This is a genomic window from Actinoplanes subtropicus (genome assembly GCF_000721705.1).
Lineage (GTDB): Bacteria > Actinomycetota > Actinomycetes > Mycobacteriales > Micromonosporaceae > Actinoplanes > Actinoplanes subtropicus.
Genome location: NZ_JOJL01000022.1, coordinates 15,393 through 33,407, shown reverse-complemented (window position 1 = coordinate 33,407; position 18,015 = coordinate 15,393). Strand labels below are relative to the sequence as shown.

19 protein-coding genes are annotated in these 18,015 nt (G+C 72.8%); 11 read left to right on the top strand and 8 right to left on the bottom strand.

All coding sequences use genetic code 11. The features are described 5' to 3' along the window. Nucleotides 1-3: 3 nt before the first annotated feature. Complete coding sequence (locus IH26_RS56255) at nucleotides 4-2,277, bottom strand: glycosyltransferase family 2 protein (RefSeq protein WP_030439566.1); 2,274 nt, start codon at nucleotides 2,275-2,277, stop codon at nucleotides 4-6. Between the two features lie 278 nt (nucleotides 2,278-2,555). Here IH26_RS56255 and IH26_RS0129740 point away from each other — a divergent pair, with 278 nt between their 5' ends. The 9 genes from IH26_RS0129740 to IH26_RS0129700 all read left to right on the top strand — a co-directional run bounded on the left by IH26_RS0129740 (nucleotide 2,556) and on the right by IH26_RS0129700 (nucleotide 9,972). Continuing rightward, complete coding sequence (locus tag IH26_RS0129740) at nucleotides 2,556-3,383, top strand: NAD(P)H-binding protein (protein ID WP_030439565.1); 828 nt, start codon at nucleotides 2,556-2,558, stop codon at nucleotides 3,381-3,383. 14 nt (nucleotides 3,384-3,397) lie between these two features. After that, nucleotides 3,398-3,751: a winged helix-turn-helix transcriptional regulator gene (locus tag IH26_RS0129735; RefSeq protein WP_030439564.1), complete on the top strand. Its 354-nt coding sequence runs from the start codon at nucleotides 3,398-3,400 to the stop codon at nucleotides 3,749-3,751. 147 nt (nucleotides 3,752-3,898) lie between these two features. Further along, a complete protein-coding gene (locus IH26_RS0129730; RefSeq protein WP_051808705.1) occupies nucleotides 3,899-5,245 on the top strand; it encodes a glutamate-cysteine ligase family protein in 1,347 nt (448 codons plus the stop codon). Continuing rightward, a complete protein-coding gene (gene egtB, locus IH26_RS0129725; protein ID WP_030439562.1) occupies nucleotides 5,245-6,543 on the top strand; it encodes an ergothioneine biosynthesis protein EgtB in 1,299 nt (432 codons plus the stop codon). Before IH26_RS0129730 ends, egtB begins: the two co-directional genes overlap by 1 nt. Continuing rightward, nucleotides 6,543-7,286 (top strand): ergothioneine biosynthesis protein EgtC, encoded by a 744-nt coding sequence (gene egtC / locus IH26_RS0129720; RefSeq protein ID WP_030439561.1) that lies wholly within the window; start codon nucleotides 6,543-6,545, stop codon nucleotides 7,284-7,286. Before egtB ends, egtC begins: the two co-directional genes overlap by 1 nt. Then, on the top strand, nucleotides 7,283-8,254 hold the full coding sequence (gene egtD / locus IH26_RS0129715) for an L-histidine N(alpha)-methyltransferase (RefSeq protein WP_030439560.1): 972 nt from the start codon (nucleotides 7,283-7,285) through the stop codon (nucleotides 8,252-8,254). Before egtC ends, egtD begins: the two co-directional genes overlap by 4 nt. 67 nt (nucleotides 8,255-8,321) lie before the next feature. Continuing rightward, nucleotides 8,322-8,930, top strand: coding sequence for a sigma-70 family RNA polymerase sigma factor (locus IH26_RS0129710; protein ID WP_030439559.1), 609 nt, complete (start codon nucleotides 8,322-8,324; stop codon nucleotides 8,928-8,930). Then, nucleotides 8,927-9,634 carry an anti-sigma factor gene (locus IH26_RS0129705; RefSeq protein ID WP_030439558.1) on the top strand — a complete coding sequence of 236 codons (708 nt, stop codon included), beginning with the start codon at nucleotides 8,927-8,929 and terminating at the stop codon, nucleotides 9,632-9,634. The genes IH26_RS0129710 and IH26_RS0129705 overlap by 4 nt, the downstream gene beginning before the upstream one ends. A gap of 86 nt (nucleotides 9,635-9,720) precedes the next feature. After that, nucleotides 9,721-9,972, top strand: a complete 252-nt coding sequence (locus IH26_RS0129700; RefSeq protein ID WP_030439557.1) for a type B 50S ribosomal protein L31 — start codon at nucleotides 9,721-9,723, stop codon at nucleotides 9,970-9,972. A 43-nt stretch (nucleotides 9,973-10,015) separates the two neighbouring features. Here the strand turns inward: IH26_RS0129700 and IH26_RS0129695 are convergent, their stop codons facing one another. The 3 genes from IH26_RS0129695 to IH26_RS0129685 form a co-directional block, all read right to left on the bottom strand. Continuing rightward, nucleotides 10,016-10,969 carry a D-2-hydroxyacid dehydrogenase family protein gene (locus tag IH26_RS0129695; RefSeq protein ID WP_030439556.1) on the bottom strand — a complete coding sequence of 318 codons (954 nt, stop codon included), beginning with the start codon at nucleotides 10,967-10,969 and terminating at the stop codon, nucleotides 10,016-10,018. A 117-nt stretch (nucleotides 10,970-11,086) separates the two neighbouring features. Next, nucleotides 11,087-11,647, bottom strand: a complete 561-nt coding sequence (locus IH26_RS56250; protein WP_030439555.1) for an MmpS family transport accessory protein — start codon at nucleotides 11,645-11,647, stop codon at nucleotides 11,087-11,089. Between the two features lie 61 nt (nucleotides 11,648-11,708). Further along, nucleotides 11,709-12,692: a LacI family DNA-binding transcriptional regulator gene (locus IH26_RS0129685; RefSeq protein ID WP_245665632.1), complete on the bottom strand. Its 984-nt coding sequence runs from the start codon at nucleotides 12,690-12,692 to the stop codon at nucleotides 11,709-11,711. A 413-nt stretch (nucleotides 12,693-13,105) separates the two neighbouring features. Between IH26_RS0129685 and IH26_RS0129680 the strand changes: the two genes are divergently transcribed. Next, nucleotides 13,106-13,282 carry a YegP family protein gene (locus tag IH26_RS0129680; RefSeq protein ID WP_084599165.1) on the top strand — a complete coding sequence of 59 codons (177 nt, stop codon included), beginning with the start codon at nucleotides 13,106-13,108 and terminating at the stop codon, nucleotides 13,280-13,282. Between the two features lie 61 nt (nucleotides 13,283-13,343). On the opposite strand, the gene IH26_RS0129675 is transcribed toward IH26_RS0129680, so the two are convergent. From IH26_RS0129675 to IH26_RS0129660, 4 genes are all read right to left on the bottom strand, one after another. Beyond that, nucleotides 13,344-14,606, bottom strand: a complete 1,263-nt coding sequence (locus IH26_RS0129675) for an alpha/beta fold hydrolase (protein ID WP_030439552.1) — start codon at nucleotides 14,604-14,606, stop codon at nucleotides 13,344-13,346. A gap of 9 nt (nucleotides 14,607-14,615) precedes the next feature. Next, entirely contained in the window at nucleotides 14,616-15,113 is a 498-nt protein-coding gene (locus tag IH26_RS0129670) for an OsmC family protein (RefSeq protein WP_030439551.1), read from the bottom strand. Between the two features lie 85 nt (nucleotides 15,114-15,198). Then, nucleotides 15,199-16,257, bottom strand: a complete 1,059-nt coding sequence (locus tag IH26_RS0129665) for an alpha/beta fold hydrolase (RefSeq protein WP_030439550.1) — start codon at nucleotides 16,255-16,257, stop codon at nucleotides 15,199-15,201. 82 nt (nucleotides 16,258-16,339) lie between these two features. Continuing rightward, nucleotides 16,340-17,116 (bottom strand): IclR family transcriptional regulator, encoded by a 777-nt coding sequence (locus IH26_RS0129660; RefSeq protein WP_030439549.1) that lies wholly within the window; start codon nucleotides 17,114-17,116, stop codon nucleotides 16,340-16,342. Between the two features lie 130 nt (nucleotides 17,117-17,246). On the opposite strand from IH26_RS0129660, the gene IH26_RS0129655 reads away from it, so the two are divergent. Further along, on the top strand, nucleotides 17,247-18,005 hold the full coding sequence (locus IH26_RS0129655; protein WP_030439548.1) for an SDR family NAD(P)-dependent oxidoreductase: 759 nt from the start codon (nucleotides 17,247-17,249) through the stop codon (nucleotides 18,003-18,005). Nucleotides 18,006-18,015: the final 10 nt, after the last annotated feature.

Here is an 18,015-nt window from a genome sequence, read left to right as displayed (position 1 = left end):
GGTTCAGTCCGTTTCCAGGTGCAGGACGCCGGCGCGCGGCCGCAGGACGAACGGGCCCACCCGCAGCGGCAGCCGCGCGAGCAGGAAGTTGTCGGCGACCACAGCGTACGGGGTGGCCGTGCCGGGATCGGCGAAGAGCGTCCAGTTGTACGCCTCCGCGCCGGTCAGCGTGGTCACCTCGGTCTCCGTCGTCCAGCGCTCGTCGTCCAGGGTGACCGCGCAGGGCGCGTCGATCGAGTCGTCCGAGTCGGGCAGGAACCGCCGCCAGGTGATCTTGTCGTACGCGACGCCCGGCCAGCGCGGCCCGGCGATGGTGAGCCGCGCGCCGTCGTCGGACCGGGTGATCTCGTCGACGGTGACCCGGGCCGGCGACTCGATGAAGTTCAGGTACGCCCCCGGGGAGCGGGAGACGCTCACCACCCGGCGGCCGCGCGGCGCGAACACCCCGCGGTCCAGGCCGGTGACCATCACCAGCACCTGGTCCTCGCCGTCGTGGACGCGCGGCACCAGCACCGAGCGGTCGAGGAACGGGTCGTCCGGGTTGACCGCGTCGATCAGGTCGGCGAACGCTATCCGCGCCTTGTACTCGTCCATCGGCACGCTCCGCTGCTTCGGCTCGACCGGGATCCGCCGCCGCTCCAGCGAGACGCTGATGTCGCCGGCCGCGCGGGCCAGCCGCAGCTCGGGCCGCGCCAGCCGGGACGGGATGCGCCCGGTCAGCTCCAGGTGATCGCCGTCCACCCGGGCCCCGGTCAGCTCCGGCACCGCGCTGCGCAGCTGCAGCGTGAGCTTGCCGTCCGGGGTACGGGCCGGCTGCACCCAGCGCGGCCCGACCTGCGCGCCCGCCGGGTACTGCAGGTCGCCGCCCGGGCCGAGCCCGCCCCGCCGGTGCACGTAACCGGTGCGCACGTCGACCGCGATCCACGCCGAGTTCGCCCAGCCGGGCAGCCCGGCCAGCTTGCGGCGGGGCACCCGGGTCTCGAAGGCGAGCGGCGCACCCGGGTCGGGCCGGTCGACGATGGTGACCGGCAGCCGCTGCCGCAGCCGCCCGCAGACCAGCGCCAGCCGCAGCCGGGTGTTGCTGGTGTCGGCCGGCAGGTGCGAGATCTCGGCGGTGCCCCGGATGACCAGGTCGTCGTCGGTCCACTCGAGCGCGGTCACCGCGGTGGTCACCTCGAGCTCGGCCCGCGGCAGCCGGTACAGCTCGGGCGGCAGCCGGGAGTCGCGCAGGCCCGGGTACTGGCTCTCGAACCGCCACTTGGCCGCCGGGCTGCGGACGGCCGGCACCCGCAGGTGTCCCTCGGCGCGGAACCGGGCCAGCCGGCGCAGCAGGTCGGTGTCGCCGGCCTGCATCGCCTCGTACTCCAGGCGCTGGAAGGTGGTGGCCTCGCCGAGCACCTCGGGCAGCAGCCGGGAGCTGAGCCGGCGGCCGAGCGTGACCAGCGGGCCGAGCTCGTCGTCGTCGGCCGTGTCGAACGCCTGCGCGATGGTCACGAGGTCCATCTCGGCGAAGTGCCGGTGCACCAGCGGCCGCAGCTCGGGCGCCTTGGCGTCGAGCAGGTCCAGCACCATCTCGGCGGATTGAACCCGGTCGGCGAGATTCCCGTACTGGAATTTGTGCTGCGTGATCGACTCACCCGACTCGCGCTCGCGCCAGTAGTAGACCGGCGCGGCGATGCAGTCCACGGTGACCGCGTCGATGTGCGAGCGGAGCGTGACCGGATAGTCCTCGTACCGGATCGCCGGGAACTCGAACTTGTACTGGTCCCAGAAGGTGCGCCGGTAGACCTTGTTCCACACCATCCGGTCGATGGCCAGGTCCGGGTGGTCGAAGACGTGCGTGGCCGGGAGGTTCGCGGCGAACGGGACCCGGTGCACGTAGGACTGGCGTACGCCATAGGTGTTGTTGAACCGGCGGGCGTTGCCCGCCGCCAGCGACGAGGACGTCTCGTCGAGCGAGCGGACCATGATCTCGTACGCGTGGCGCGGGATCAGGTCGTCGCTGTCGACGAAGGTCAGGTAGTCGCCCTGGGCGTGCCGCGTGCCGGTGTTACGGGCCGGGCCGAGCCCCTGATTTTCCTGGCTGACCAGCCGGAACCGCCCGTCCCGCGAGCAGAAGTCACGCGCCGCGTCGACGCTGGCGTCCTTCGACCCGTCGTCGACGAGGATGACCTCGAAGTCGTCGTAGGTCTGCCGGGCCAGCGAGTCGAGGCAGTCCGCGATGTAGCGCTCGACGTTGTAGAACGGGACAACGATGCTGAGCCGGGGATTCACCATGCCTTCCGCTGAGATCCGGTCGTTGGGGAGTTCACGGTACGACGAAGCATGACACCGCATCCTAGTGGCAACGGGGACCCGTCGAGGCTGCCCGATATCAGATCGATTGACCGCCGTTACCGAGCGAACGTTTGCCGTCCGCCCGGTTGCCCATGGTTGAACTGCCGTCGAGTCCGCCGCTGTGGGATAGCCCACAGCCAGTTTCCCCTAGGTACCTAATGGACCGGCGCGGCTAGCTTTTCCGCAGGTCCGAATCGGTATCTGAAGGGAAGCACGACATGATCACCATAGTGGGAGCGACGGGGAACCTCGGCGGGCCGCTGGTCCGGATGCTGGCCGAGCGAGGCGCGGGGGTGACCGCGGTCTCCCGGGGCGAGCCGGCCGGCGGGGTGCGGCACGTGCGGGCCGACCTGGCGGCGCCGGAGACGCTGCGGCCGGCCTTCGACGGGGCGGAGGCGGTGTTCCTGATCGTGCCGGGCGCGGGCGGCGGTCTCGACCCGCGGGCCCTGGTCGAGCGGGCCCGGGCGTCCGGCGTACGCAAGCTGGTCCTGCTCTCGTCGCAGGCGGTGACGACGCGGCCGGGCTCGGCGTCCTACGCGCCCATGCGGGCGCTCGAAGCGGCCATCGAGGGGTCCGGCTTGGCGTGGACGTTCCTGCGGGCGGGCGGCTTCGCCAGCAACGCGTACGCCTGGGCGCCGGCCGTCCGGGCGGAGCGCACGATCGCGGCCCCCTTCGGCGACGTCGGGCTCCCGGTCGTCGACCCGCTGGACATCGCCGAGACCGCCGCGGCCGTGCTGCTCACCGACGGGCACGACGGCCAGGCGTACGAGGTGACCGGGCCCGCGCTGAGCACTCCCCGGTCCCGCGCGCGGGACCTCGCCGGCGCGCTCGGCGAGCCGGTCCGGTTCGTCGAGCAGACCCCGGCCGAGGCCCGCGAGCAGATGCTGCGGTTCATGCCGGCGCCGGTGGCCGACGGCACGCTCGAGATCCTCGGCGCGCCGACCGCCGGCGAGCAGCGGATCAGCCCGGACGTCGAAAAGATCCTCGGCCGTACGCCGGGCTCCTTCGCCGCATGGGCGGCCCGCAACGTGGCCGCGTTCCGCTGAGGTACAACTGACCGATGAGCGACGACGGCCCGATCGCGGCCTGCCCGATCGGCCCGGTCGTCGACCTCGTCTTCAGCCGGTGGACCACGCCGATCCTGCTCACCCTGCACCGCGACGGCCGGCTGCGCTTCGTCGAGCTGCACCGGCGGATCGGCGGGGTCACCGCCAAGGTGCTGACCGAGCGGCTGCGCCGGCTGGAACGGGACGGCCTGGTCACCCGCAGTTACTTCGCCGAGGTCCCGCCGCGCGCCGAGTACGAGATCACCGAGCTGGGCCGCAGCCTCGGGCCGGTCTTCGCAACCCTCGCCGCCTGGCAGGCCGAACACCTGGGCGAGGTGGAGAGCGCCCGGCGCGGGTTCGACGGGTGACGCAGCTCACCGCCAGGACGAATCCGCAGGAAGCGCCGCGTACGCGTGCCGTACGGACACCTCCGCTTCCCGAAGTTGTCGGACCCCCGCCGTAACGTCCGTCGAGGTAACGGAGACCTAGCGTTCGTGACGACGGGAGAACGCCCGATGACGACGCTCGACCAGGACGCATCCGCGGCCACCGGCCGGCGGTTGCGGACCCAGGAGGAAGTGGAGGCGCACATCCGCGCCATCTGCTTCAAGACCGGCCCACCGGCGCTGATCGGCGCCGAGCTCGAATGGACCGTGCATCACACCGCGGCGCCCCGCGCGCCCCTCGACCGCGAAGTCCTGCGGCAAGCCCTCGGCCGGCACACCCCGGCCACCCTCGATGCGAAAGCGGGCGCCCCAGCCCCGAAGGGGCCCGGGTTCTCCACGCCGTCCGAAGGACCAGGCGTCGGTAACGGCTCAGCTCCCCTGCCCGCCGGTGGCCAGATCACCATCGAGCCCGGCGGCCAGGTGGAGATCTCCTCGGCGCCGGCCGGCTCGACCGCGGCCCTGCACGCGGCCGTCACCGCCGATCTCGCCCATCTCACCGCCCTGCTCGACGACGCCGGCCTGCGCCTCGGCGAGCACGGCATCGATCCGTACCGCCCGCCCCGCCGGCTGCTGGACACCCCGCGGTACGCGGCGATGGAACGGGTCTTCGACGCCCGCGGCCGGCACGGCCGCATCATGATGAGCAGCACCGCCGGCCTGCAGGTCTGCCTCGACGCCGGCACCCCGGCCGAGCTGCCGCTCCGGTGGCGGGCCGCGCTGGCGCTCGGGCCGCCGCTGCTCGCCCTGTTCGCCAACTCGCCCCGGCACGCCGGCCGGGAGACCGGGCTGGCCTCGGCCCGGATGGCCGCGTGGTGGGGCATGGACCCGCGGCTCACCCATCCCCCGATCGGCCCGCCCGCCGACCCGGCCGCCGGCTGGGTCCGGTACGCGCTGGCCGCGCCGCTGATCTGCGTACGGCGCGGCGACGGCTGCTGGGATCCGCCGCCCGGCGCGACCCTGGCCGACTGGCTGGCCGGCGCCCTGCCCGACCCGCTGACCGCCGCCGACGTCGACTACCACCTGTCCACCCTCTTCCCGCCGGTCCGGCCGCACGGCTACCTGGAGGTCCGCTACCTGGACAGCCAGCCCGGCGACGAGTGGATCGCGCCGGTGGCCGTGCTCGCGGCGCTGTTCGCCGACCGGCAGACCACCGAGGCGGCGCTCGACCTGGCCGGGCCGGTGGCCGGGTCCTGGCACGCGGCGTACCGGTCGGGGCTGGCCGACCCGCCGCTGCGCCGCGCCGCCACCGCCCTGGCCGAGCTGGCCCTCGGCCGGCTGGAGGCGGGCCTCCCGCCCGGCGTCCGCGCCCACGTCACCGACACCGTCCAGCGGCGCCTGCACGACGCCTCCGGCGCGCACGTCACCGACACCGTCCAGCGGCGCCCGCGCGGCGCCTCCACCGCCGAGGAGCCGTGATGACCATCGAGACCGACCGCCTCCGTGACCGGGTCGCCGCCGAGCTCGGGCGGGCCCGCGACCGCACCACCCTGCTGACCGGAACGGTCGACGAGGGCGACCTGATCCGGCAGCACTCGCCGCTGATGTCGCCCCTGGTCTGGGATCTCGCGCACGTCGGCAACCAGGAGGAGCTGTGGCTCGTCCGGGACGTCGGCGGCCGCGAGCCGGTGCGCCGCGACATCGACGAGCTGTACGACGCGTTCAAGCACCCCCGCCGCGACCGGCCGCAGTTGCCGCTGCTCTCCCCGGCCGATGCCCGGCGGTACGTGGCGACCGTCCGGGACAAGGCGCTCGACGTGCTGACCGGCAGCCGGCTGGACGGTACGCCGCTGGTCGACCAGGGGTTCGCGTTCGGCATGATCGTGCAGCACGAGCAGCAGCACGACGAGACCATGCTCGCCACCCACCAGCTGCGGGCCGGCGCGCCGGTGCTCGAGGCGCCGCCGCCGCCCGCGCCGGCCGCCCCGGTGACCGGGGAGGCGTTCGTGCCCGCCGGGCCGTTCACCATGGGCACCAGCACCGAGGCGTGGGCGCTGGACAACGAGCGGCCGGCGCACCGGGTGGAGGTGCCGGCCTTCCACATCGACCGGGCGGCGGTGACCAACGGCGCGTATGCCGAGTTCATCGACGACGGGGGCTACGACGACCCGCGGTGGTGGAGCGAGGCCGGCTGGGCGCACCGGCAGAAGGCGGACCTGGTCGCGCCGCTGCACTGGAGCCGCGACGGGGACGGCTGGGCGTACACGCAATTCGGTCGTACGAGCCGGATCGCGCCCGGCGAGCCGGTGGTGCACGTCTGCTTCTACGAGGCGGCCGCCTACGCCGCCTGGGCGGGCAAGCGGCTGCCGACCGAGGCCGAGTGGGAGAAGGCGGCCCGCTTCGACCCGGCGACCGGGCGGTCCCGGCGCTTCCCGTGGGGCGACGACGAGCCCACGGCGTCGCACGCGAATCTCGGGCAGCGCCATCTGCGTCCGGCGACCGCCGGGGCGTACCCGCAAGGGGTTTCGCCTTTGGGGGTGCACCAGCTGATCGGCGACGTGTGGGAATGGACGTCGACGGATTTCGCCGGCTATCCGGGGTTCCGGGCATTTCCCTACCGGGAGTACTCGGAGGTCTTCTTCGGGCCGGAGTACAAGGTGCTGCGCGGCGGGTCGTTCGGCACCGACCGGTCGGCCTGCCGGGGCACGTTCCGCAACTGGGACTATCCGATCCGGCGGCAGATCTTCAGCGGGTTCCGCTGTGCGCGGGACGCCTGATGTGCCGGCATCTGGCCTATCTCGGGCCGCCCGTCCCGCTGTCGCGCCTGCTGTTCGAGCCGTCTCATTCGCTCAGCCACCAGTCGTGGGCGCCGCGGGACATGCGCGGCGGCGGCACGATCAACGCCGACGGGTTCGGGGTCGGGTGGTACACACCGTCGGGGCCGGTCCGTTACCGGCGCGATATGCCGATGTGGAGTGATTCATCGCTTCCCGGGCTGGCCGGCTCGATCTCCTCGGGGGCCGTGCTGGCCGCCGTCCGCAGCGCGACCGCCGGCATGCCGGTGGTGGAGACCGCGGCGGCGCCGTTCGGCGAGGGGCCCTGGCTGTTCAGCCACAACGGGGTCGTCGCCGGGTGGCCCGCGTCGGTCGCCAAGCTCGCCGGAACACTGCCGCCCGCCGACTTGTTGACGATCGACGCGCCGACCGATGCGGCGCTGCTGTGGGTCCTGGTCCGCGATCGGCTGCGGGACGGCGCCTCGCTCTCCGGGGCGCTGGCCGCGGTGGTGGCCGAGGTGTCGCGGGCCGCGCCGGGCTCCCGGCTCAACCTGCTGCTCACCGACGGCGTGGCGCTCGCCGCCACCGCGGTCGGCCACTCCTTGTCGTACATTTCCGATTTTTCGTTTATAACGGTCGCCAGTGAGCCGCTGGACGACCGCCCCGCCTGGCGTCCGGTCCCCGACGGGACCCTGCTGACCGCCACGGCCACCGATCTCACGCTGACGCCTTGGGGAGAAGCATGAACGAGCCCGCGCTCGAAGTGCACATGGACGCCGACGACCTGGACCGCACGCTGCGGGCCGACGTGATCGCCGGCCTCACCGCCGACCGGAAATGGCTGCCGCCCAAGTGGTTCTACGACGCCCGGGGCAGCGAGCTGTTCGAGAAGATCACCGAGCTCGACGAGTACTACCCGACCCGCGCCGAGCGGCAGATCCTCGCCGGGCACGCGCCGGACATCGCCCGGCACACCCGGGCCCGGGCCCTGCTCGAGCTGGGCGCCGGCTACTCGACCAAGACCCGGCTGCTGCTCGACGCCCTCACCGCGCAGGGCACGCTGGAGACGTTCGTCCCGATGGACGTCTCCCCGTCGGCCCTGTCCGAGGCGGCCACGCTGATCAGCGCCGACTACCCGGCGCTGCGGGTGCACAACATCGTCGGCGACTTCGCCCGGCACCTGAAGCACCTGCCCGGCGGCGGCGACCGGCTGATCGCCTTCCTCGGCGGGACGATCGGCAACCTGGTGCCCGAGGAGCGCGCCGAGTTCCTGGCCGACGTGCGCTCGGTCCTCGAGCCGGGCGAGCACCTGCTGCTCGGCACCGACCTGGTTAAGAGCCCGCGGGTGGTGGTGCCGGCCTACGACGACGCGGCCGGGGTGACCGCCGAGTTCAACCGGAACGTGCTGCGGGTGATCAACAACAGCCTGGCGGCGGATTTCGACCCGGACGGGTTCGCGCACGTCGCGCTCTGGGACCCGGAGCGGGAATGGATCGAGATGCGACTGCGGGCGCGCTGGCCGATGCGGGTGACGATTCCCGGGGTGGGTCTCGTGGTCGACTTCGCGGCCGGCGAGGAGGTGCGCACCGAGGTGTCGGCCAAGTTCCGCCGGGAGGGGGTCGAGGAGGAGCTCGCCGAGGCCGGCTTCGCACTCGATCATTGGTGGACGGATCGGGACGGGCTGTTCGCGGTTTCGCTCGCTCGGGCGGTCTGACCCATCCGATCGCTCCGTCGCTCCGAATGCCGGGTGGTATGACAACTACTGGCACATAGGGGGACCCATGGCGGAGAGCGGCACCAGCCGCCGGCCCGAGCATCTGTCGGCCGTGCCGGATCCCGATCCCGGCCCGGCCGACCTGCTGCGGGCCGTGGCGGGCGGCGACGAGAAGGCGTTCGCCCGCCTCTACGACCTGGTCGCGCCGCGCGTCTACGGCCTGATCCGGCGGGTGCTGCGCGATCCCGCCCAGGCCGAGGAGGTCGCCCAGGAGGTGCTGGTCGAGGTGTGGCGCACGGCCGCCCGCTTCGATCCGGCGCGCGGCTCGGCGACCGCCTGGATCTGCACGATCGCCCATCGCCGCGCGGTCGATCGGGTGCGATCGGAACAGGCCGCCGCCGATCGGCTGAGCTACGTCGGCCGCGCCCAGGTCGAGGTGCCCTACGACGCCGTCGCCGACGAGGTGTCCGGCCGGCTCGAACGCCAGCAGGTGCGCCGCTGCCTGCACGACCTGACCGAGTTGCAGCGGCAGGCGGTGACGCTCGCGTACTACCAGGGCCACACCTATCCCCAGGTCGCCGAGTTGCTCGGCGCTCCCCTCCCCACGGTGAAGACACGAATGCGCGACGGTTTGATCCGCCTACGTGACTGCTTGGGATCGGGGGTGACCGCATGACCGCGTCGGTGCATTCCCTGATCGGTCCGTACGCGCTGGACGCGGTGGACGATCTCGAGCGGGCCGCCTTCGACCGGCACCTGAGCGAATGTGGCGCCTGCCGGGCGGAGGTGGACGAACTGCGCGAGGCCGCCGCCCGGCTCGCCGACGGCGCCTGGTCGGTCCCGCCGCCCGCGCTGCGCGAGAACGTGCTCGCCGCGATCGGATCGGTTCGCCAGATCGCTCCGGCCTCCCCGGCCCCGGTTCGCGCCCCGCGCCGTCTCCGCCTGGTGACGGCCGCGGCCGCCGTCGTGGTCGCGGCGGCCGGCGCGGCAACGGCCGTCTATGCCATTCAAGACCATCGCGTACGCGTCGAGCAGTCCCGCACCGAAGCGGTCCGCGCCCTGCTCGCCGCGCCTGACCTGGTGCTCAAGGAAGGAACCGTGGCCGGCGGTGGACGGGTCACGGTCGCCACCTCGAAGCTGCGCGACGCCGGCGTGATCATGCTGGCCGCCGACGCCGCGCCGACCGGCGGCCGGGTCTTCGAGCTATGGACGATCCGCTCCTCGGGGCCGGTCAGCGTGGGGACGCTCGCCCCTGGCCAGACCGTCGCGGTCCAGGTCGTGAACGGCATGGAACAGGCCTCCGGCGTGGGCGTCTCGGTCGAGCCGCCGGGTGGTTCGAAGACCCCGACGACCCCGCTAGCGGCCTCGGTACCGCTCTGACCGGGTGTCTCGCGGGACACACTCGGCACCGAAATATCGGGCCTGGCGGATCGGTTGAACAGGCCGATCCGCCAGGAGGTAGAGCCATGAAGACCGGAATCCACCCCGACTACAACTACGTCGTCTACCGCGACCGCAACGCGGACTACGCGTTCCTGACCCGCTCGACGGAGCGTAGCGAGAAGACCGTCGAGTGGACCGACGGGAAGACCTACCCGGTCGTGGACGTGCAGATCTCGGACGCGAGCCACCCGTTCTGGACGGGCCGCACGCGGGTGCTGGACACCGCGGGCCGGATCGAGAAGTTCCGCGCGAAGTACGCCAAGTTCGCCAAGTAGTCGTCAAGAACGGCCGCTCTCCGCGGGGAGAGCGGCCCTTCTTCTATGCGGTCAACACCCGGACCGGCGCCCCGGCGCGCCAGGCCGCGATGTCCTCGACGACCTGCGCGTACCAGGCCCGGTAGGTGGCGTCGGTGACGTAGCCGAGATGCGGCAGCAGCACGGTGTTCGGCGCCCCGCGCAGCGGGTTCCCGGCGGGCAGCGGCTCGACGTCGTACACGTCCAGGCCCGCGCCCGCGATCGAACCGGCGGTCAGCGCGGTGACCAGGGCGCTCTCGTCGACGATCGGGCCGCGCGAGGTGTTGACCAGAATCGCGCTCGGTTTCATCGCCGCCAGTTCGGCCGCGCCGACCGTGCCGATCGTCCGCTCGCTCAGTTTCAAGTGGACGGTGAGCACGTCGCTCGTTTCGAACAGCTCGTTTCTGCTCACCAGCGTCGCGCCGGCCGCCTCGGCCCGCTCGGCGGTGAGGTGCTGGCTCCAGGCGATCACCCGCATGCCGAAGGCCACGCCGATCCGCGCCACCTGCGTGCCGAGCCGGCCGAGACCGAGCACGCCCAGGGTGGTCCCGGCCAGATCGGTTCCGATCGTGGTCTGCCAGCGGCCCTCGCGCAGCGCCCGGTCCTCGGCGACCACCCGGCGCCGGCAGGCCAGGATCAGCGCCCAGGTCAGCTCGGCCGTGTTCGTCGCGGAGCCGGCCGCGTCGGTGCCGCAGACGGTCACGCCGTGCGCCGCGGCCGAGGCCAGGTCGATCGAGGCGTTCTTCATGCCGGTGGTGACCAGCAGCCGCAGGTCGGGCGCCATGGCGAACAGGTCGGAGCGGAACGGCGTACGCTCGCGCATCGCCACCGCGACCTCGGCGCCGCGTAGCGCCCAGGCCAGCTCGTCCAGGTCGGCGACGTGCTCGTGCAGCACCTCGACCTCGGCGTCCGGCAGCGTGTCGAACGGGCCGTAGGCGCGGGCCACCCGCTGGTAGTCGTCCAGCACGACGATCTTCATGCGGTCACCGTACGCGGCCGGCCGCCGGGGTGCCGGGCCCGGCTTCCCTCGCCCGGGCACGGCTTCCTTCGCGCGGGTCAGGCTTCCGTCGCCCGGGTCAGGCTTCCTTCGCGCGGGTCAGGCCGAGCACTCCGGAGCGCCGTAGTGCCCGGTCGCCGTCGTCGTGCTGAGCACCTTGCCGTCGACCGTGATCGAGCAGGTGACCGGCCCGGTTCCGCCCTGCTTGCGCTGGGCGATCAGCACGAACGCGTGCCGGTCCCCGGTCACGTGGAAGGTCACCCGCCAGGGCAGGCCGATCCCGCCGCGAGTGATGATGTCGCCGTCCTGATCGGTGTACTGGACGCTGCCGATGTCGCCGCTCCCGGCGGTCACCAGGTAGACCACCGCGTGGGTGGCCGGCGCCGGGCTCGCCGAGACGGCCGGTGCGGGGACGGCCGGCGCCGCGGGCGTCGGTGTGGGCCTGGGCGTGGGCCGGTGTTCCGATCGCAGCCCGAAACCGAACCCGGCGGCGATGACGATCGCGGCGATCAGGCCCTGCAGCCACCAGCGGGTCCGGGCCCGCGCCGGCCAATCCTCGGGCACGGGCGGCGTCGGTGGCCAGGCGGCGCCACCCTCCCAGGGGGCGTCGGGCCACGGATCGGACGGCGGGACCAGGCCGTCCTGGTCGAGCTTCGTCACACCCTCACGGTAGGTGTCCGCGGCAACACTCGCACCGGCCGATCAGACCGATCCGATGCGCTCACGCCGACTCGCGGACCAGGAGCCTGGTCTCCAGCACGGCCGGCTCGGGTCGCTCGCCGCTCAGCAACCGGCGCGCCTGGGCGACCGCCAGCTCGCCCATCCGGCGCTTGTCCAGGTAGACCGTGGTCAGCGACGGGTCGAGCAGCTCGCCGAGGGTGAGCCCGTCGTAGCCGGCCAGCGCCACGTCGCCCGGCACCGCCCGGCCGAGCCGCCGCGCGGCCCGATGCGCGCCCACCGCCACGAGGTCGTTGAAGCAGAAGACCGCGGTCACCTCCGGGTGCGCCGCCGAGAGCCGGGCGAACCCGTCCTCGCCCCCGGCCACCGACTGCTCGACGTCGACGACCGCGGCCGGCGCAAGACCGAGCTCGGCCGCCTCGGCCAGGAACACCGTCCGCCGCGCGGCGTCGTTGGCGCCCGGGCAGTCGATCATGCCGAGCCGCCGGTGCCCCCGGCCGGCGAGGTGCCGCACCAGGGCCCGCACGCCGCCCACGACGTCGATCTCCACCGCGCCGAACGCCGGATTCCGCGGGCGCTGGTTCATCAGGACCAGCGGCACCCCCTCGATCGCGTCGGCGATCACCGTCTCGGGCGTGAAGAGATAGCAGACCAGCGCGTCCACCTGCCCGGACAGCGCCCGGAGCAGCCCCGGCTCCCGCGTCACGTCGTCCTGGCCGCTGCTGACCAGCACCTGCCACCCGGCCTGCCCGGCGGCGTCGATCACTCCCGCGATCAGCTCGGGGAAGAACGGGTTCACCACGTCCGGCACGATCAGCCCGAGCGTGGTCGTGCCCGGCCGCACCAGCCCCCGGGCGAACCGCGACGGCCGGTAGTGCAGCTGCCGGGCGGCGTCGAGCACCCGGCGGCGGGTCTCCGGGTCGATCTCGCCCTTGTCGTTGATCGCCCGCGACACGGTCTGGTGCGAAACGCCCGCCAGCCGCGCCACATCCCGCAGGGTGGGCCGTTTGTCCTGTCTCTCGTCCACGATCACCGCATCGTAATCCCGCTTGACCCCCTCCCTTCGGCGGCGCACACTTCCGTTAACGGTCACGTGACCGTTAACGGACTACCCGGAGGGAGAAGATCATGGATTTCGCCGCACTCGTCTTCAGCGTCGAGGCGAGCCGCCACGACAGCCGGTCCGCCCTGCCCGGCGCCGCGGTCCAGCCCTGCCCGACCTGGGGTGAGCGCCTCTGGGCGGCCGTGCGCGAAGCATTCTCACGCGCACCGGCGCCGGCCGCGGACCGCTCTCCGGGCGCCTCGACGGACCACCGTTGCGCTCGCCCCACGGTGGTCCGGCCGCGCGGAGCGGCGGTTGGCGGCCGACGACGGTGATGATCGATCGCGCGGAGTTTTGGTCCTCCGCGTCCGGGTAACGGGCGAGGTGGAGGTGACGTGATGAAGTTCGTGGTCAAGAAGACCAGCAACGGCGAGTTCCGCTTCAACATGGTGGCCACCAACGGCCAGGTCGTGGCGACGAGCGAGTCCTACAAGCAGAAGGCCTCGGCGCTGAACACGATCTCGTCGATCCAGAAGAACGCCGGCGGCGCGACGATCGACGATCAGAGCGCCTGATCCCCCGGGTTCCCGGTCGTTCCCGGGCGGCCCGGATCGATCCGGGCCGCCCGGGGCCCGGTCAGCGCAGGCCGGCGGCCATCTCCATCAAGTGACCGAGAACGGCCTCGCCGGCCGTCCGCAGGCCGTCGTGCTGGTGTTCGTTCGTGACCCAGGTGCGCACGTTGCCGACCGCCGCCGCGGTCTCGAGCGAGAGGCCGGCGTCGACGTACATGTCGTCGAAGTAGACGGCGGCGACCACCGGCACCTCGTTCGCGGCCAGCCGGGCCGGGTCGACGAGCGGCGGCCAGTCGTCCGCCGAGGCCAGGATCTCGGCCGCGCCGGCGAACGGGCGGAGGGCGGCGATCTGCTCGAACATCCAGGGGTACATCATCTCGCCGGTGAACAGCAGCGGATCGGCGTCCGCGGCGAACGCCGGATGGTTCTCCAGGGCGCGCGACGCGGCCCAATCGGTCGGGCCGCTCCCCGGCCGGCCGTAGCAGTACTCCTGGAGCGCGAACAGCGGCTGGTCGATGAAGCCGGTCTGGGCCATCACGTCGTACCGGAAGGTGTCGGACAACTGCTCGCCGTGCCACGCCTCGTCGAGCAGCCAGCGCACGTGGGCGTACCCGTAACTCATCCCGAAGCCGTTGCCGAGCACGCGCAGCCGCTCGACCGTGAGCCGGTCGCCGTCCGGCAGGCGCACGTCCTCGGCCGCCAGGTGATCGGCGATCCGGCGGACCGCGGCGGCGGCGCCCGGGTACCAGCGGTAGAACTCGGCGTTCTTGGCCGCCACCCGGGGGTAGGTCCGGGCGTACACCTGATCGGCTGTCGCGGTCAGTCCCGGCAGCCCGCCGGTGATGTAGCAGGTGCGCAACCCGCGCGGAGCCGTCGACAGATAGCTCATCGTCACGAATCCGCCGTAGCTCTGCCCGAGCGTGTCCCACTTGTTGCCGCCGGCCACCCGCTCGCGCAGGATCTCGGCGTCGGCGACGATGCTGTCCGCGCGGAACAGCCGCAGATAGCCGGCCAGTTCCCCGGCGGACCGATCGCCGGCCGTGCGCGCGGTGATCGGCGTGCTCCGGCCGGTCCCCCGCTGGTCGAGCAGCAACACCCGGTGGGTCCGCACGGCGTACGCGATCCAGCTCTCGGCGCGCACCGGCCGGGGCGACTTCCCGCCCGGTCCGCCCTGCAGGAAGAGCAGCCAGGGCAGGTCGTCGCCGTCCCGATCAGCGGCGACCACCTCCCGGGCGAAGACCTCGATCGTGCCCTCGTCCGGTCGTTCGTGGTCGAGCGGCACGGTGACGGTGTGATCGGTGAAGCGCAGTCCCGGGTGAGCGATCATGCACCCAATCTAGGACCGTTCGGTCTTGAAGCGGACGTCGACGGCGTTCGGCTTGACCAGCGCCAGCAGGATCGGGCACCGCTCGGTCCACGCGGCGTAGAGCTCCTGCAACCGCTCCTCCGGCTCCGGCGAGACCACCGCGACCTCGATCGCGAGGTCGCCGAGGTCGGGCATGGCGCCGGGCATGCCGAGCAGCCCGCGCGCGTCGGTGGTGCAGCTCGCGGTCGCCCGGATGTCGTCGATCCGCAGACCGAGCTGCGGGCCGAGGGTGTCGCGCAGGAACACCGCCGCGCACCCGGCGAGGGCGCCGAGCAGGTACGCGCTCGGGCTGGGCGCGAGGTTGCCCCCGCCGACGGCCGGCGCGAGGTCGGATTCCCAGTTGAACGGTCCCGAGGAGAGCCGGGCCCGGCCGTTGGTGAGAGTGGCGGTGACGGCCGGCGCGGCGCGGCCGGCGTCCGGGGCGGCGGTGAACTTGGCGATGCTGGCTTCGATCAGGTCGGTTGTCATGACCCGACGGTATGGGCGGACGCGATCGGTCCGGATCGGTGCTGACACGCAACCGCGCGGGCCGGCGGTGGCGGCGAACACGCAGTCAGGCCAGGCCGCGGCGAGCCAGCCCGGCGACCGCGGCGGCGCGCCCGGCCCGCCCGCTGACCCCGAGCTTCAGGTACGCGTTGGACAGGTGCCGCTCGACCGTCCGGACGCTGAGCACGAGGGAGGAAGCGATTGCGCCGTTGTCCATCCCGGCCGCCGCGAGCCGCAGGATCTCCAGCTCCCGGGTGGTGAGGTCGTCGAGCGAGCCGTCATCGGCGCGGGCCGGCGAGTCGGCGGCGAGGAACTCCCCCACTTCCCGGACGAACACCGGCCACGCCGGATCGTCCGCGAGCAGGATGTGGTTGTCGCTCGCCAGCGGCACGAACGAGGCCCCGGGGATCGTCGAGGCCATCATCCGGCCCTCGGCGAAGCGGACCGACTGGTCGCCGAGCGCGTGCAGCACCAGCGTCGGCACCCCGACCCGCGGCAGCAGATCGGTCACGTCCTCCCGCTGCCTGGCAACCCGGAAGCGGTACGCGTTCTCGGTCGACGTCGACATCCGCTGCAGCGCGTCCACCCACTGCATCTGCGCCTCGGTCGCCCCCGGGATGAGCAGGTTGGTGAACACCCGGCGGAACGTCGACTCCGGCCGCGCCCAGCCGACCTTGATCAGGCTCGCGAACGCGGTGAACATCTCGTCGTCCTCGGGCCCGCGCCGCCGGGCCGCGTACGCGCCGAACAGGATCAGCCGGGTGAGCCGCTCCGGGTGGGCCACCGCGTACGAGACGCCCACGGTCCCGCCCTGGGACATGCCGAGCAGCGCGAACCGGTCGAGCCCGGCCGACTCGGCGACCGCAGCGAGGTCGCCGACCCGCGCCTCGAGCGAGAAGTCCTCGACCGCCCAGTCGGAGAGCCCGTGCCCACGCTCGTCGTACCGGATGACGGTGGCGACCCGGCCCAGCGCCTCGAGGAAGTGCCGCCAGACCGGGCTCTGCCAGTCGTGCTGGAGGTGGGACAGCCAGCAGGAGTTGATCAGCAGGGGCGGACCGGCGCCGTGCACGGCATACGCGATCCGCACCCCGTCCGGCGAACGGCAGAACCGCACCTCCTGGGCCATGCCCGCATCGTAGGCCCGGGTACGGCGCGCTCACCACGACCGAAAAGGCTGGTCCTGACACTCTCGTACGGCGAAAACGGTTTTATGATCCGGCCACGAGCCGGGTGATCAGGTCGCAGGTGGTGAGCACCACGGGCTTGAGTTCGCGCACGATCCGCTGCGCCGACCAGTCCCGGGCCTGCACTGCGAGGTTGACGCCGGCGATCAACCGGCCGTCCGGCCCGATGATCGGCCCGGCCACCGACCGCAATCCGTACGCGAGCTCCTCGTCCTGCACCGCCCACCCCTGCTCGCGGATGCGGGCCAGTTCCTCCCGCAGCTCATCGAGCGACACCTTGGCGTTGGGCCCGTGCTGCGCCGGGAACGACGCCTCGGTGATCTGCTTGGCGAGCACCTCGGGTTCGAGGTCGGCGAGCAGCAGCTTCCCGATCGACGTGTGCACGGCCGGCAGCGTCGAGCCCACCTGGATGTTGGCCGTGACCAGGTCGGAGTTGCGCAGCCGGACCAGGTAGAGCACCCGGTCGCCGGTCAGCACCGCGAGGTTCACCGTCTCGCCGGTCTGCGCCGCCAGCTGCTGCAGGCGGGGGGTGGCCAGCTCCACCAGGTCGAGACTGCGCAGCGCCGCGCCGCCCAGCGTCAGCACGCGTACGCCCGGCCGGTAATCCCCGCCCGGCAGGTGATCGAGGTAGCCCTCCGAGGTGAGCGTCTGCACCACCCGGTAGGCGGTCGGCATCGGCAGCCCGGCCGCCTCGGCGAGGTCGGTGACCCGCCAGGTGGGCCGCTGCTCGGTGAAGAGACTGAGCAGCCGGAGCCCCTTGGCCAGGGCTTCGACCCGATATTCCGGCTTCGCGTCCGCCATCGTGCTCCCCGCGACGAAGGTTGAGAACCCTGAGCCTAAGGCCCGGCGCAAGCGCAGCCTGGACAGGCCCGACCCCGCCGTCTACGGTACTGGATAGTCGCTTTCGTGATGCGAGAACAGAGGTTGCCCCATGGTGGATTGGCTAGCGCTCACGGGTAGGCCGGCCCTGGTGGCCGGCGCCGGCGGACTCGGCGGCGCGAGCGCGGTGAGCCTCGCCGCGCAGGGCGCCCGGGTCGCGCTGGCCGACCTCGACGAGGGCAAGCTGGACGCGATCGCCCGGCAGGCCAAGGAGGCCGGCGCAAGCATCGAGACGATCCCCGGCGACCTGCGCGATCCCCGGCGCTGCCGGCAGGTGGTCGACGAGGCCGCCGCGCGGATCGGCGTGCCGCAGGTGTTCCTGCACGCCGTCGGGCGCAACGTCCGCCGCCCGGTCCTCGAGCTCACCGACGCCGACTGGCAGCAGCTGATGGAGCTCAATCTCTCCACCGCCTACTGGCTGGGCCAGCACGTGGGCCGGCTGATGGTCGGCGCCGGCTACGGCCGGATGATCTTCGTGTCGTCGGTGTCCGGCCTCCTCGCGCACGCCGACCACGCGCCCTACGCCGCGACCAAGGGCGGTCTCAATCAGCTCGTACGCGTGATGGCCCGGGAGTGGGCGGCGCGCGGCGTGACGGTCAACGCGGTCGCGCCCGGCTACATCGAGACCGATCTGACCAAGGACCACCTCGACAGGAACGGCAACCGCGCCGCCCTGGAACGGCTCGTCCCGGCCCAGCGCCTCGGCGTCCCGGAGGAGGTGGCCGACGCGGTCACCTTCCTCGCCTCCGATCGGGCCGGCTTCATCACCGGCCAAGTCCTCTACGTCGACGGCGGGCGCGTGCTCGTCTGAAAGGAACTCT